Here is a 13,436-nt window from a genome sequence, read left to right as displayed (position 1 = left end):
CTATGCAGTTATCTGGGAGCCTTGGCCACCGTGTAGATGAGGCCAGCGCGGGCCTTGCGCTTGACGTCCTCGGGCAGGTCCTTGTACTCGCCCTTGGTGAACGCGTAGTCGGCGTCCGCTCTGGCGACCTCGAGGGCCTTCATGGCGTAGTTGGTGGTCGTGCTGACCTGCCACTCGAACGAGCCGTAACCGTTCTCCGGGTCGCCCTCTGGGTCCATCTCGTCGGCGAACGTGTACCCGCGCGGCGAGTAGCTGCCCTTGATCTCGCGGGCGGCGTGCATCAGCTGCAGGTCCTCGCGGGAGAACTCGGGCTCGCCGTCCTCGGGCGCCCACCCCCAGAGGATGCGGGGTGAGCGGCCGAGGTCGATCGCGAGGAGGACGTCGCGCAGGAGCAGCGGGTCAGCCTCTAGCCTTTTTTTGCCGCGGTGTATCCGCCGGCGTAGACGATCTCGTTGAGCTCCACCTGCGCGAGAACGAGCGACATCAGGTCGCTCGAGGAGAGGTTCGCGAACGCCTCAGCCCAGACCTCGGACGAGGGCTTGGAGGTCGTCTCCTTGCCTTCCTCGTCTCGTTCGACCTCGAGCCCGGTCAGTTCGAGGGCTGCCTTCGTGCTGGCGATCGCGTTGAGCCCGTACTTGCGGTCGACGGGGCCCCACGTGTTCTGATCCTCGGGGAGCGGGTTCCGCGCCTTGATGGCGCGCCACTCGTGGTCGGGCACCTCGACGACGCGGATCACGACGAACTCGTCGCGGATGGTCTCGAGGTATTCCGTGAGCGCGGTCTGCGCGTTGTTGAAGGCTTGGAGGGCGTAGCGGGGGTCGCCGTCGTAGCCTTCCTCGGTGCTGGCTTGGTAGGTGTCGCGCGCCTTGCGCACGATGTCCGAGAGTCGCTTCTGCTCTCCGAACAGTTCCCGGTCGAAGAGGACGTCGATGTCCTTGTATTCGCGGCTGGCGTTCTTGGCTTTCTGGCTGAGCTTGCTCATGAGTCTGATCTCCCATCAGGTCCCATCGGAGTGGTGCTCGGGGCGGGCGGATGGGAGACGCCCGCCCCGAGGTTCTTGCACCGGCGGCTAGGCCGTGGCGGCGGTCATGTCCTTGAGGACTGGCTGCTGGTAGCCGTACGTGACGACCTTCGTGCGCACCGAGTTGGTGTGCGGCGACTTGACCTTCGTGTTGACGACCACGTCGTGGAAGTCCCACTTGTCGGTCGTGGCGAGTGCCTGGTTGTGCGGCACGGTGTCGCGGACGGCGATGATGAACTCGGCGCCCTCGACGAGCAGCGGGTCGGCGACGGCCGCCGCGCTGCCGTAGACGATCGTCGACACGAGCGTGTCCGTCGCGAGGCCGCGTTCCTCGCGCTTCTGCGGGAACGTGAGCCGGTCGTCGGGGAGCATCTCGTAGCCAGGTGTGTGGACGAAGCCGTCCGGGGTGTGGCTGTACGTGATGTCGATCGCTGTTGGAGCTGCGATCTCGGCCTGCGTGGCTCGACCGAGAGGCGAGGCCACCCCGCTGCGCGGGATGGCGATGATGGTGAGGTTCCCGAGGCCCTTGACGGACTTCTCGGGAGGGGTGAGGGTGATGCCCATGCGGGTCTACCTTTCGGTTTCGGGCCGCGTGGGCGGCTCATCTTCGGACTCAGCGGGCGCTTCGTCCTCGGTCTGGGTGGGGGTGGGGAGTTCCTCGCCGAGCGTCGCGGCTCGGGCGAGCTCCTCGACGGTCGGGCCTTCGGTGATCGCGCCGTGACCGGTCGATGCGGGGGCGACCTCGCCGTCGGCGGGTTCACCCTCGAAGGGCTTGAAGAACTGCGGGAGGTCTTCCAGGTACGAGGCCGGGACCTCGATCGGGCGGCCTTCCGGGCCTACGGCGAGTGCGGTGTCCTGGCTCATGGCTGGGCTCCTAGGTCGGTTCGGACGTGAACTTGTAGAGGACGACGGCAACCCAGTCGGAGGGCTGCTCGTCGTCGATGGGGTACGTGTCGGTCGCGCCGCGCTCGATGAGCGAGCAGTCGCGGCCTTCCACGTCGAGGGCGACACCGAACTTCATCGGCGGCGGGCGGAGGCGCTTGTCGACCTCCGCGGCGATGAGCAGGGCCGCGTCGAGCGACTCCCCCACGCACTTCACGGCGTAGACGAGCTGCTCGGCGGCGTGCGGCCCCGTCTGGCGCGTCTGCTCGTCGTCGGTGCTCCCCGGCAGGACGAGTGCGTACGGCGGCTCCTTGCGGGTGCGTCCGACGTCGACCTTGTCGGCGAGGTTGCCGGTGCGGAGCGCGGTGACGAACGCGTCGAGCTCACCGATCATGCGAGCGTGCTCTCGAGTGCGTGCACGGCCGCGATCTCGATGCCACGCTCGAAGTCGCCCGTGTTGGCTTCGAGCGCGGAAGCGCCTTGACCGAACGGCGAGTTGTTGCGGGAGCCGTACTCGATGAGGTTGCCGAGCGGGCCCTGCGTGCGCGACTTGTCGGGGCCGACCTCCCAGCGGATGCCGCCACGGGTCTCGATGGTGTCGTAGCCGATGGAGAACGGGTACGCCTGCGCGGAACCGCCGCCGAGATCCGCGAGGGCGAGTGTCTTCCAGTCGTCCTTCACGTGCCGGGCGGTGACGGTGCCGGCGGTCTTGACGTTCTTCTTCAGCTCCCCGTCGAGGCTGCCGAAGCTCGCGACGAGGCGCTGCACGTCTGAGAAGTCGAAGGTGGTGCTCATGCGAGCTTCACCCCCTCGAGTCGGAAGCGCCGCGAGGACGCCGCCGACTTCGCGACCGGACCGATGATGCGGAACGTCTCCCCCACGAGCGCCGCGTTCTGCGACTCCGTGATCTTGACGACCATCCCCGGCGTGACCTGCTCGGTGCCCCGCATGGGGAGCTTGAGCGTGTACTGCAGGGTCTGGATGAGGCGGCCGGCGTTGTCCTTGAGTTCCACCTGTGTGGCGGACTCCTTGAGCTCGCACGGCCACGGCTCGGCGTTGATGGGCGTGAGCACGGTGTCGTGCTTGAGCGTCTCCGGGTTGGGCTTCTCGCTCCGCGTCTCGACGTTGACCGTGCAGGTGTCGAGGAACGTGGCCGCCGTGACGGCTTGCGCTTGAGCGAGGAGTGACGGCGTGAGCATCAGAGCTCCAACTGCATGGAGTAGACGCCCTGGCTGGTGCCCGCGATGGGGCGAGGCTGGAATCGAGCGAGGTCCTCATCAGCGATGAAGATCTTCCCGCTAGACAGCGACGAGTCGATCTCGGACGAGAACTCGTCCGTGCCGAACTTGCGGAGTCCTCCGGCGTTGCGCACCTTCCGCTCCACGGCGTTCACGAGGGCGTCCTTGACGACACCCTCGCGAACGTGGAGCGGGTTGCCTGCCGGGAGTGCTTGGCGTTCGACGACGTCGGGCACCTTGTCGAGCAGCAACCCCCACGCCTTCTCGATCCAAGCCGGGATCACCCGTGCCTCGTCGGTGGTGAGGGGCCGCTCGATGGTGCCCCGGATGTCGTCAATGCCGATGGGTGCAACCATGAGCGGCCCCCTCTCCTACTCGGCGGGAGTCGACGGGGGCGTCTCGGCGGGGGTGTCCGCTTCGACGATCTCCGTCTTGCCCGTGTCGAGGTTGTGCTTGACGCGCACCTTGTCGCCGTTGGGCTTCACCGCGTCGTAGTGCTCGATGCGGTGCTCGGACTCCGGCGTCTCCTTGACGGGGGCCTTCTCGACGGGAATGACGGCGTTGACCGTCCCCGCCGCGATGGCCTCCGGGCTGGGAACTCCGGGGGCGACCGAGGTAGCGACCTCCGTCGGGTCGGTTGTGTCGGCGGGGCCGTCGCCGGGCTCCGTGACGGAGGGCTTCGTGATGTCCTCGTCGAGGGTCGTGGTCTTGGCGCGAGTTGCCATGTTGGTTGCTCTCCTTGTCTCAGGCTGCGAGCACGCCGGTGAGGCGCGCAGCTGCCTTGCCGCCGAAGACAGCGAGGCCGCAGTAGAACTCGATTCGGGTGCGGAGCACAGGCTTGTCGTCCTGCTCTCCGAGGTCGCGGACCTGGATGCCGCCGTTGTTGAGGCCGGTGACGCCCTGGTCGCCCTCGTCGTCGCCGAACTTCACGGCGTAGACGCTGGACGCGTTGGTCGCGGTGCCCTGCGTCTCGGCGCCGAGGATCTGCACGCCGGCGGGCGTCTGGCCTGGGTCGAGGACGGGGATGCCGTTCCACGTGAGGACACGCTTCCCGGTCATGTCTTCCTTGACCATCTCCACGCCGCCGAGGTGGCGACCCGCGGAGCGGATCTTCGCCTGCACGGCACGGTTCGCGTAGATCGCGCCGTTCGCGGAGGTGAGGCCGTTGACCTGCGCGACGAGCTCGTCGAGCTTGTCGAAGAACGCGTGAGCATCCGTGCCGCCGTTGCCGAGGACGGGCGCACCGTTCGTTCCGGACGAGATGACCTGCGCCCCGGTGAGGCGCTTGCGGAGGCCGTCGAAGCCCTTCGGGTCCACGGCGACGTCTCCGTTGAAGAACGTCTCCTGGAACTTGTAGGCGGCGGCCTTGACCTTCATCGCCGTCTGCACGGCGCGCTGGTCGTTGACGTTGCCGCGCGTCTGGATGATGAACTGGTCGACGTCGGCGTCGCCACCGAGGATGACCAGGCTCTCAGTGAGCTGGTTCACCGTGCCGGTGGACTCGACGTACGCCTCGTTCACCGAGCGGAACGCGACGCCGGGCAGCGTCGCCTCCTGGTTGTACGAGTAGGCGTTGCCCTGGATCTCCATCAGCGGGAGGCGGTCGAGGACCGGAGACTCCTGCACGAAGAGTTCGATGACGCCCTGCTGCAGAGGGGTGGTGCTCAGGGTTGCGGCCTGGGCGAGTGTCACAGCCATAGCTGCGGTTCCTTTCGGGAGGGGGTGAACGCCGCCACTGCTGTGACGGAGTGCTTACTTCTGGGCGCCGTATGCCGCCGCGAGGCGACTGCGTCCCGGCTGGACGTTGGTTGCGCCCGACGTGGAGCCGACCGAGCCGATGCCCGCGGTGCGCGAGTCGGTGACGGTGTCCTTCACGAGGTACGGCTTGGACTTGGCGAGGGCTTCGAGGAGCGCCTTCGCGGATGCCCCGTCGACCTCGTCGGCGTCAGAGACGGAGAGTCCCGCGATCTGCTCGGCGGTGAGGAAGGCCGCGATGTCGTTCGGGTCGTTGAACCCGAGGACCGCGGCCTGCGTGCGCAGCTCGTTCGAGCGGAGCTTGTTGTGCAGACGCTCGTTCGCGGCCGCTTCAGCTGCCGTGGTGGCCTGCTGGCGGATCTTGTCGGCGTTGGAGTCCTGGTTGGCCTGCAGGAGCTTCTGCAGGTCTTCCACGGACCCGAGAGCGGAGTAGGCCTTCGCGGTCTTCTCGGCCTCGGCGCGAGCCGTGCGCTCTGCCTGCAGCGCCTTCTGTCCTCCGTCGCCGAGCGTGTCGCCGGCGGGCGGCGTCGGCGCGGCAGGCGGTGCGGGGGGCGCCGCGGGCGGCGTCTGTCCACCCTCGGGCGGGGCCGTCATGTAGCGGATGCCCATGACGTCGAACTTCGTCGGGAAGCTCATCGCGAGCTTGCTCTGTCGAAGTGGCATTGGTTCTCTCCTTCGGTTGGACGCATCGCGCGTCGCGGTCCCGGTCCGGCATCGCGCTGGCGGGAAGTCAGATGAGGCCGAGGAGGTGCGCGAGGTCGCGCACCTGGTCCGGCTCGTTCTTGAGGTTGCGGACGTAGGCGTGGAGGGTCTGCTCGACCTGGTCGCGCTGCTCTGTGGTGAGGCGGACGCGGCCCGACGTGGAGAACGGGTTGCGTCCGGCCTTCACGGCCTCCCAGTTGAGGTAGGCGACGTGCAGACGGCGCTCGGCGGCGGTCTGCGTCGCCGGGTTCAGCGGGTCGCGGTCGCCGGTGCGGATCGCTTCCCGGTAGGACAGCGTCGCGCCCTTGCGGGTGCCGCCGCGGCCCATCGTCCCGGCCATGAGGCCACCGAACTCGGAGAGTCCGTCGTTGCCGCGGATCGTGCCGCCGGGAACCTGCCCCTCGGGGAGGATGTAGCCCTCCTGCGTGAGCATCCGGATGGCGTCCTCGCGGGACGTCGCGACCTTGTTGATGTCGTCGACCGTCATGCGCGTGGGAGTGCCGTAGCGGCGCGCCTGGTGGCTCCTGCCGTCCGACAAACCGCGGTTGCGGACGTTCACCACCCGGTAGATGTCCGCGCCGTCACGGATCGCCTGAGCGTCCGCCTTGCCGAAGATCTTGTCCTGCTCGGCCTTCGTGAGCGAGTTGAACGCCTCGTACGGGTCCGTGCGGAGTTCCGTCATGGACTCGCGGGCGGGGATGTGCTCGCAGTCACACCCGCCGTGCCGCTGAAAGCCCTGGTTCCAGCGATACCAGCGTCCGGCGAGGATGATGCAGTCCTTGCAGGACGGCAGGTTCAGCATCCGCACGTACCCGGTCCGCGGCGTGCTCGTGACGGTGGCCGTCGACATGCCGGATGCGGCTCCGGTGATCTCGTTCGCGGTGAGCTCCTCGAGCCACGACCCGGCCTGCGTGAGCGCCGAGGTGACGTCGACGCCGGCCCCGACGAGCTGCTTCGCTTGGACGATCGACGTGCGGGTGACTCGGTCGAGCTCGACGCCCTCGCTGGTCCATCCGACGAACGCGAACGGGTCAGCGAAGCCGACGGGGTTGCCGAGGTCGAGCTCGTCGCCCATGCCGAGCAGATGCTCCTGCGCGGCCATGGACGCTGCCAGCTGGCCCGCCATGATCGCGTCACCGACATCGAGGCCGATGCGCGACCAGGACAGATCGAAGTCGTCCGTCATGCCCCGCCAGAGGCGACGGACGGCCTTCATCGTGCGGACCTTGATTTGCTGCTGCTCCTGGTAGTGGAGGATCGCGGACTCGAGCACGACGCCCCCGATCTATCAGGCCGGTTCGAGCTCGTCCTCGTCCACCTCGGTGGGAGGTGGCGTGCCCACGCCGCGGAACTCGCGAGCGACGCGCGTGAGGTTCGAGCTGAGCGCTTCCGCGTCGGCCTGCTGCATCCACCGCTCGACCTTCTGCGACGTCGCGCCCGGGATCATCTCCCAGGCCGCCTGGTGCGGGAAGTCCACGCTGATGAGCTTCGTGAGCGCGTCGACGATCTGCGCGAACGAACGCGCCTCCGTGTCGGCCCACTGGCATTCGGCGGAGGGGTCCCAGTCGGCGTCCTCGCCGCGCGCCTTCCACGCGAGCTTCGCGACCTGCTCGTTGCCCTCGCCAGCGGCGAGCTTGATCTCCTCGAGCAGCGACGCGAACGTCGACTCCGCCCCCGCGAGCGCGTCCCCGGAGAGGTTCGCCATGCGCGAGAGGAGGTACTGCGGCGGGATCTGCCCGGTGGCGAAGAAGTTCACGAGGAAGTTCTCGTGCACCTTGATGTAGTTGCCGAGGTCCGACTCAGGCAGGTCGAACACCTTCGTGTCACCGCCCGGGAACACCAGCATGCGATCGACACCGGGCTTGCCGGGGCTCGTGACGATCGGAATGGGCTGGTTGTTCTTGTCCAGCAGCATCTCGCCGTCTTGGTTCGTGCGGAACACGATGTTGCCCTCGGCGTCCTTCACGCGAGGGTCGAAGCCGGAGACGATGCGCTGCCGATACGCGGAGAACTGCATCGCGAGGAGCGTGTTGAACCGGATGGTGTTCAGCGCGTCCTGCTGCGGAATCATGTGGTCGAGCCCGGACCAGGGTTCGCCGTTGTCCTTGACCTTGTAGTCGTAGAGCGCGAACGGCACCTCCCCCATCGGGTGAGTGCTCTCGTCGGTCTTCTCCCAGTCGCCACCGAAGGCGGAGGAGATGCCGCCCCGCTCGAAGCGGATCATCTTCTTGTCGTCGTAGACGATGCCGATCGTCTTCGTGCGGCTCATGCCGCTCGGAAGGATGAACGCGGACGCCTGCGAGGTGGCGAGGTCGGCGACCTCGTACACCTTCGCGGCCCACAGCGGGGTGAGCGGGTCGTCAGGGTCCATCTCGATGTGCACGAGCTCGAACGACTCGTAGCGCACGATGGGCTGCTTCGGATCCTTCTTGTTCGGCCACACCGATGCGATGCCGCGCCCGTGCCGCATGAGCGACGCGTAGACGTGCGACTGGCGCACGTCCCATTTGTTCGCCTGGAACACGTCCCGCCAGATCGTCTTGTCGATGACGCTGATCTCGCCGGCCTTCGGCTTTTCGCCGAGCCCGGAGCGGATGCCGTCCATGCGGAGGCGCTGCACGGGTGCGCTCGACCAGAGGTCCAGCCAGTTCGCGATCGACATCTCACGCAGCTGCTCATACTCGGCGTTCACGCCCTGAGGCGCGAACGGGAGCTTCTGCTCGCCACGGACGCACGCCTCGCGGTACTGCACGAGCGGGCGCCGCTGGTTGATCTTCTGCTCCGCGTAGCGAAGGCGCTGCTGCGCAAGGGTGACGTCCACTGCGCCTCCTCTCAGTTGAAGCCGAACGCCACCGTGGAGATCCCGGATGCCTGCGTCTTGCCCAGGCCAGCCGCGATCGAGTCGCAGGCGGCCGCGTGGGCGAGAACCCCAGACATGAGGAGGTCGATCTTCTGGTGGTCCTCGGGCTTGCCGATGATGAATGTCTCGCCCGCTCGGGCGCGCACGACCGCGTTGGACACGTTCGTGCGCATCTCCGAGCAGCCGTCGTGTGTGAAGGCCGAGTCGACCTCGAGGACGTCGTCGCGGAAGCGCACCAGCTCGGCGTGCATCCGCTTGATGCCGTTCGTCGGCCACTCGATGACGCGCTTCTCGCCGTACTTCTGCGCCCACGCGGCGATGTCGGTCTGCCACAGGTAGGGGTCGAAGTAGCCGCGGGTCACGTCGTAGGTGCGGAAGATGTGCTCGACCGCGGCGCGGACCTCCTCGCGCGGGATGCGCCCGTTCCACTCCTCCGGCTTCCACAGCGCGAGGCGCTCGGCGCCGCCGGCCGTGTAGGTGGGGGTGAACTGGTGCTGTCCCAGCGTCTCGAGGCGGATGCCCGTCCAGTCGTTCGCGTCCGAGCCGTCGAAGCCGAGCGCGACCTTCGTGCGCGGCCGCACCTCGATGGGTGAGCGCTTGTCGTCCCACGGCTTCATGTCGGGGAAGAACTTGCCCTTGCCTCGAACCATGCGGTTCCCGAAGAACCGCTCAGCCTGGCCGGGATCACGCTTCGCGAGCGCCGCCGAGAGCGCCTCGATGCCGTCGACGCTCACCCAGGGCGAGTCTCGGTACACGTAGCGGAAGATCTCGATGCGATCCTCGGGGATCGAGAAGTCGAGCTCGCGCGGCGGCTCGTCCCAGTAGATGAAGACGTCCTCGCTGGCTTCCTCGATCAGCTTCTGCGCCGCCGAGTTCTCCGACGGGTCGGGAGCGTTCGTCGTGGCGAGGGTGCGCCCGTTCATACCCGTCGCGTTGCGGTCCTGCGTGTCCGCGACGTTCTGCATGCCGTTCGACTCGAGCCACAGGCCGAACTCGTCCTGCAGCGCGAAGTGGATGGGCTGACCGAGCTTCGAGGACGCCTTCGAGGTGACAGCGTCGATGCGGTCGCGCTTGCCACCGATCGAGGAGCCTTGGATGCGCACGTAGTCGTCGCGCACCAGGAGCAGCTTCGCCAGCGGCTCGGCGGCGACCATCTCTGTGGGCGGGCCGTACACGTTGTCCACCTGGTCGATGGTCAGCGCCGTGAGGTGCATCAGCGGGGACGGGTGCCGGCCACCCATGGGCTCGCCCACCTCGTAGGCGTACTCCCAACCGCAGGGGCAACCCCAGTCGGCGCAGCGGTACGCGTCGCCCTTCTTCGCCCAGCCGATGAACTGCGTCGGGCCGACCGCTTCGGCGGCGGCGATGCCAGCGGACCAGGGGCCCTTGCCGGACTTCTGTGGGCCGATGATGAGGCTCTTGCGGTACACGAACGCCTGCGCGCCGAGCGGGCGCCCATCGAGCGACTGCGCACCCTCGCGGATGCGGTAATGGTTCGCGGTGCACCAGTATTGCCAGCGCGTCTGCCCGAAAGGCTCGCCGCGCTGCCACCCATCCGGGATCGAAACGTGCTGAAACAGCCACGAATCGAGGAGGTGCCCCAGCGTGGGGAACGGGATGACGAGATCGCTCAAGACGCCACCACCCCGAAGTTCCTCCGGCGCTCACCGCCTGCCGACTCAACGCGCTTCTCCTCGCGCTTCACTGCCGTCTCGTCGACGCCGAGCACCCACCCGTTGAGGCGGAGGCCGTGCGGCGTCATACCCAGCTGCTCGGCGAGCTTCAACGCGTTCTGCGCCACCGTGCCGGACGAGTCACCGGCCTCCATCCGCACCAACATGCGGCAGTAGTTGCCGACGAACATCAGCCGCCAGGACTCCTTCGACCACTGCGCGGCCTGCGGAGTGCGCCACAACCAGCGCCACATCTCGGCCTCGCGGTCGGTCTTCGCCGGGAGCGGGAAGCGGGGAATCTTGCCCCTGAACCCACCCGAGGGAAGGGTGACGAGCTGCGTCCCGCGCTTCTCCGATTTCGCCGAAGTGGGGTCCTGCGGGGGGCCTGAGTTCGATCGAGCACCACCTGCTGGCATGCCCTCACCCGCCCTTCATCGACCCTTTGAACCCTCTGGACGGTTTTTTCCTCTCCCCGGCGGTCCTGAGTCCGGGGTGACGAAAGGGTCCTCCCCCACCCCCTGAGCGCCTCTGTGACGCGTCAGGATGGTCGGGTCGAGGGTCGGTGCCGTCGAGGTGCCTGTTAGGTCACCTGTGGGCCTTGTGGCCTGCCTCGCTGAGGTTGCAGTGGGCGTGCTCTGGTCCGGTGTGGTGTCTGCGGTCGTCGGTGTGGCCGAGGTGCCAGTCGTGGTGCTTGGTGACTGGGTGTCCGCACTTGGCGCAGGGGAACGTCTCTCCTCGGTCGAGCCTGGCTTGGTAGTGGGCTCGGCGCTTGGTGTGTGCGTGGTCGTAGCCGCGTTGGCTTGGCCTGCCTCGCTTGGCCTCGTGCTCTCGTGCGTGGGTGGGGCACCACCGCGTCTGGGTGAGCTCGGGGCAGGGGAAGTGGGAGCAGACGTGCCAGGTCACTCGGGTCGCGTGCCTGGGTAGCGCAGTAGTGCTTCGGACACCTCTCGCTTGAGGTCCTCGGTCGTGAGTCGACGGGGTGGGTAGAGGGCGGGGTCACGAGTGTCTGCCTGGGGCATCTCGACTCGGGCCTTCGCTCCACCTCCGAAGAAGACGCGGTCGGCGCAGATGGTGAGGGTGATTGTCTGGGCTCCGCTGACCGTCGCGCCCACGACGACGTCGGGTGTGATGGCGAAGGCGGGGATGTGCTGGTCGTCGAGGTAGACGCCGGTCTCGGTGACGAGGATCTCCCGGAAGTTCAGGTCGTTCCCCGTCTTGGGCTTGTCGAAGATGCCCTGGTTGGGTGCCTTCTCGGTCATAGTCCGAGCCGCTCGTTGAGGTCCTTCGCCTGCTCTTCGGTGAGCAGGACGGTGACGGTGAAACTGAGGCGGGCGCCGGCCATGTTGGTGTAGCTGAGCCCGTTGAGGGTCTGCTCGTCGCTGATGCCGGTGACCTCGCGGGCGAAGTCGGCGAGGGTCTTGGCGTTGTCGGCGCTGGCTGTGGTCTGGATGCTGGCGGTCACGGTGTGCTCCTTCGGTGGGGGGGGTGTGTTGCGGGCGCGCAGGTGCACCTCGGCTCGAGTACGGGGCTGCCGATTGTGGGTGTCCTTCGCGTCGTGGTGCCGCGTTGACGCGCCCGCAAGTGTGGGGTGAGGTGGGGCCGCTGACTCCCCCGAGTCAGCGGCCCTCGCCCTCTGCTCGTCTGTGACACGACGCTGAGCTGGCGTCCCGCGGCCGTCCCGTCCGGCCCGGTCTCACGCGGGGGCGGGTGCACTGTCCGGATACGACGAAACCCCGGTGCGCGATGCGCTTGCCGGGGCTTTTGAAACTGTGTCGATCTTTACTAAACAGGGTGAAGACGCTCCCCTGTCAAGTCGTGACGGGGATTTCTTTCTGAGATCGTCGGATCCGGTACGGGGTGACGGGGTTCGCGAAGGTCTTCTGCCTCCACCAGAGCAGGAGATGCTCCTCCTCGACCTCCATGCGACGGCCCACGAAGCGCACCTGCATGCCGTCGCGGCGCCACGTCCGCAACGAACGAACCGACCTATTCACGCGGCGTGCTGCTGCACGCGTTGTGAGATAGGTCGGCTCGATGCTCATGGGATTGATTATCCCAGGTGAGGCGGCGTTTCAGGCGAATTAGTGAGAAGGATCCTGCCACGAGACTTCGATGGCGTACTTCTCGTAAGCGCTATCGACCGTCGTCTGCACAACCGTGCCATTGATGGTCGCCGGCACACCTTCGCTTGTGAGCTCCATCACGAATCGACGTCGCGCGTTCTCTTCGTGCTCGCGCTGGTCGAAGACCTCGAGCGGGTCCGTGCGTGTGATGACGTACGTGCGCACGTAGTAGCCGGACTCCGGCGCTACGGGCTTCGTTTCCCGCGGCAGTGGCTTCGTAGTGGGAGGCCACGTCGCGGTGGCGTCCCATCGGTCATTCGCCACATCGTGGATCACCTGCACGTGCACCTCATGGATGGGTACGTCTATGCCATCCTTGGCGGCGCTTGCTATGAGCGTGTCAACCAGCTTGTTGGTTGCACCGATGAGGAGGCGCGTGTCGGCATGAGCCGAAGCGGAAACGGTCCGTGTGTAAGTCCTGTTCGTCATGGTCATATTCTGCGCTCGATGAGGCTGCCACTGCTCGACGCTGCAATAGCGTCTTCGATGCGTTGGATGGTGTCGGGGTTGAGCTTGCGGAGGCCGAGTCCGCCCTTGAACGGGATTGGTTTGGTGAGGGGTCGAGGGTTCGCGAGCACGAGGTGGTGAGTGCGCTCCTCTGCCCACGGCGAGCAGCCTCGTTCCTGTCTCGCGTGCGTGTAGTCCGGATGCGAGTGGTCGAACACGGTGCGGTGGCAGGGAGTGGCGAGCGTGTCCTGGTGCACGTCAGTCAGGTCGACGACGCCGATGATGTGGCCGAGGTGCTGCCTCCATGGCTCGACGGTCTTGACCAGGCGGGCGCCGCTCGCCTTCTGCGCGTCATCCATGGCCCGCGAGGACCAGCCTTCGTCGTAGCTGAGGCCCGCGTGGATGGCGAGGGGCCCGCGGTATCCGCCGGCGAGATTCCGCGACCGGTTCTCGACGTCCTTCCCGCCGTGGATGATCGCCCACGCCCAGGGCTGACGGACCGTGAGGACGCGCATCAGAGTTCCTCTTTCGTGATGCGCTGGGCGAGGATCGCAACGCGCGGGCGAATCTCGCGCCCTTGTTTCGCGTCATGCTCAGCCTGGTCGAGTTCGACCATCGCGAAGAGTCTCGCGCTGACGAGCACAGGGTTCGTGGGGTGCGTGCGCTCGAGGATGTCGCGGGCGGCCTGCACGAGTTGCAGGTCGGTTGGCTTGGTCATGGTGTGTCCTTTCGTTG

At 67.2% G+C, this 13,436-nt stretch carries 21 protein-coding genes; all 21 read right to left on the bottom strand.

The annotated features are described in order from the left end of the window. Nucleotides 1–8: 8 nt before the first annotated feature. The 21 genes from ABVF28_RS15990 to ABVF28_RS15890 all read right to left on the bottom strand — a co-directional run bounded on the left by ABVF28_RS15990 (nt 9) and on the right by ABVF28_RS15890 (nt 13,419). On the bottom strand, nt 9–281 hold the full coding sequence (locus ABVF28_RS15990) for a hypothetical protein (protein ID WP_371031273.1): 273 nt from the start codon (nt 279–281) through the stop codon (nt 9–11). 125 nt (nt 282–406) lie between these two features. Further along, nucleotides 407–982, bottom strand: coding sequence for a hypothetical protein (locus tag ABVF28_RS15985; RefSeq protein ID WP_371031272.1), 576 nt, complete (start codon nt 980–982; stop codon nt 407–409). A gap of 87 nt (nt 983–1,069) precedes the next feature. Continuing rightward, a complete protein-coding gene (locus tag ABVF28_RS15980) occupies nt 1,070–1,585 on the bottom strand; it encodes a hypothetical protein (protein WP_371031271.1) in 516 nt (171 codons plus the stop codon). Between the two features lie 6 nt (nt 1,586–1,591). Beyond that, nucleotides 1,592–1,885, bottom strand: coding sequence for a hypothetical protein (locus ABVF28_RS15975; RefSeq protein WP_371031270.1), 294 nt, complete (start codon nt 1,883–1,885; stop codon nt 1,592–1,594). 10 nt (nt 1,886–1,895) lie between these two features. After that, entirely contained in the window at nt 1,896–2,297 is a 402-nt protein-coding gene (locus ABVF28_RS15970) for a hypothetical protein (RefSeq protein WP_371031269.1), read from the bottom strand. Next, complete coding sequence (locus tag ABVF28_RS15965) at nt 2,294–2,698, bottom strand: hypothetical protein (protein WP_371031268.1); 405 nt, start codon at nt 2,696–2,698, stop codon at nt 2,294–2,296. Before ABVF28_RS15965 ends, ABVF28_RS15970 begins: the two co-directional genes overlap by 4 nt. After that, nucleotides 2,695–3,102: a DUF6093 family protein gene (locus ABVF28_RS15960; protein WP_371031267.1), complete on the bottom strand. Its 408-nt coding sequence runs from the start codon at nt 3,100–3,102 to the stop codon at nt 2,695–2,697. Before ABVF28_RS15960 ends, ABVF28_RS15965 begins: the two co-directional genes overlap by 4 nt. Beyond that, nucleotides 3,102–3,497 carry a hypothetical protein gene (locus ABVF28_RS15955; protein WP_371031266.1) on the bottom strand — a complete coding sequence of 132 codons (396 nt, stop codon included), beginning with the start codon at nt 3,495–3,497 and terminating at the stop codon, nt 3,102–3,104. Before ABVF28_RS15955 ends, ABVF28_RS15960 begins: the two co-directional genes overlap by 1 nt. A gap of 15 nt (nt 3,498–3,512) precedes the next feature. After that, nucleotides 3,513–3,866: a hypothetical protein gene (locus ABVF28_RS15950; protein ID WP_371031265.1), complete on the bottom strand. Its 354-nt coding sequence runs from the start codon at nt 3,864–3,866 to the stop codon at nt 3,513–3,515. 19 nt (nt 3,867–3,885) lie between these two features. Further along, a complete protein-coding gene (locus ABVF28_RS15945) occupies nt 3,886–4,839 on the bottom strand; it encodes a major capsid protein (protein ID WP_371031264.1) in 954 nt (317 codons plus the stop codon). Nucleotides 4,840–4,893: 54 nt separating this feature from the next. Continuing rightward, a complete protein-coding gene (locus ABVF28_RS15940; RefSeq protein ID WP_371031263.1) occupies nt 4,894–5,559 on the bottom strand; it encodes a hypothetical protein in 666 nt (221 codons plus the stop codon). 67 nt (nt 5,560–5,626) lie between these two features. Continuing rightward, nucleotides 5,627–6,871: a hypothetical protein gene (locus ABVF28_RS15935; protein ID WP_371031262.1), complete on the bottom strand. Its 1,245-nt coding sequence runs from the start codon at nt 6,869–6,871 to the stop codon at nt 5,627–5,629. Between the two features lie 15 nt (nt 6,872–6,886). Then, nucleotides 6,887–8,419, bottom strand: coding sequence for a phage portal protein (locus ABVF28_RS15930; RefSeq protein WP_371031261.1), 1,533 nt, complete (start codon nt 8,417–8,419; stop codon nt 6,887–6,889). Nucleotides 8,420–8,430: 11 nt separating this feature from the next. After that, complete coding sequence (locus ABVF28_RS15925) at nt 8,431–10,092, bottom strand: hypothetical protein (protein WP_371031260.1); 1,662 nt, start codon at nt 10,090–10,092, stop codon at nt 8,431–8,433. Then, nucleotides 10,089–10,547: a hypothetical protein gene (locus ABVF28_RS15920; RefSeq protein ID WP_371031259.1), complete on the bottom strand. Its 459-nt coding sequence runs from the start codon at nt 10,545–10,547 to the stop codon at nt 10,089–10,091. The genes ABVF28_RS15925 and ABVF28_RS15920 overlap by 4 nt, the downstream gene beginning before the upstream one ends. A gap of 483 nt (nt 10,548–11,030) precedes the next feature. Beyond that, nucleotides 11,031–11,390: a hypothetical protein gene (locus ABVF28_RS15915; RefSeq protein WP_371031258.1), complete on the bottom strand. Its 360-nt coding sequence runs from the start codon at nt 11,388–11,390 to the stop codon at nt 11,031–11,033. Continuing rightward, nucleotides 11,387–11,593, bottom strand: coding sequence for a hypothetical protein (locus tag ABVF28_RS15910; RefSeq protein ID WP_371031257.1), 207 nt, complete (start codon nt 11,591–11,593; stop codon nt 11,387–11,389). The genes ABVF28_RS15915 and ABVF28_RS15910 overlap by 4 nt, the downstream gene beginning before the upstream one ends. A gap of 346 nt (nt 11,594–11,939) precedes the next feature. After that, nucleotides 11,940–12,173: a hypothetical protein gene (locus tag ABVF28_RS15905; RefSeq protein ID WP_371031256.1), complete on the bottom strand. Its 234-nt coding sequence runs from the start codon at nt 12,171–12,173 to the stop codon at nt 11,940–11,942. Nucleotides 12,174–12,212: 39 nt separating this feature from the next. Beyond that, nucleotides 12,213–12,683, bottom strand: a complete 471-nt coding sequence (locus ABVF28_RS15900) for a hypothetical protein (protein ID WP_371031255.1) — start codon at nt 12,681–12,683, stop codon at nt 12,213–12,215. Between the two features lie 2 nt (nt 12,684–12,685). Beyond that, nucleotides 12,686–13,216, bottom strand: coding sequence for a hypothetical protein (locus ABVF28_RS15895; protein WP_371031254.1), 531 nt, complete (start codon nt 13,214–13,216; stop codon nt 12,686–12,688). After that, the gene (locus ABVF28_RS15890) at nt 13,216–13,419 is read right to left on the bottom strand and encodes a hypothetical protein (protein ID WP_371031253.1); all 204 of its coding nucleotides are present in this window, start codon (nt 13,417–13,419) and stop codon (nt 13,216–13,218) included. Before ABVF28_RS15890 ends, ABVF28_RS15895 begins: the two co-directional genes overlap by 1 nt. Between the last annotated feature and the right edge of the window lie 17 nt (nt 13,420–13,436).

Source organism: Pseudoclavibacter sp. JSM 162008, assembly GCF_041366455.1.
GTDB lineage: Bacteria > Actinomycetota > Actinomycetes > Actinomycetales > Microbacteriaceae > Pseudoclavibacter.
This window is presented reverse-complemented; position numbering and strand designations above follow the sequence as displayed.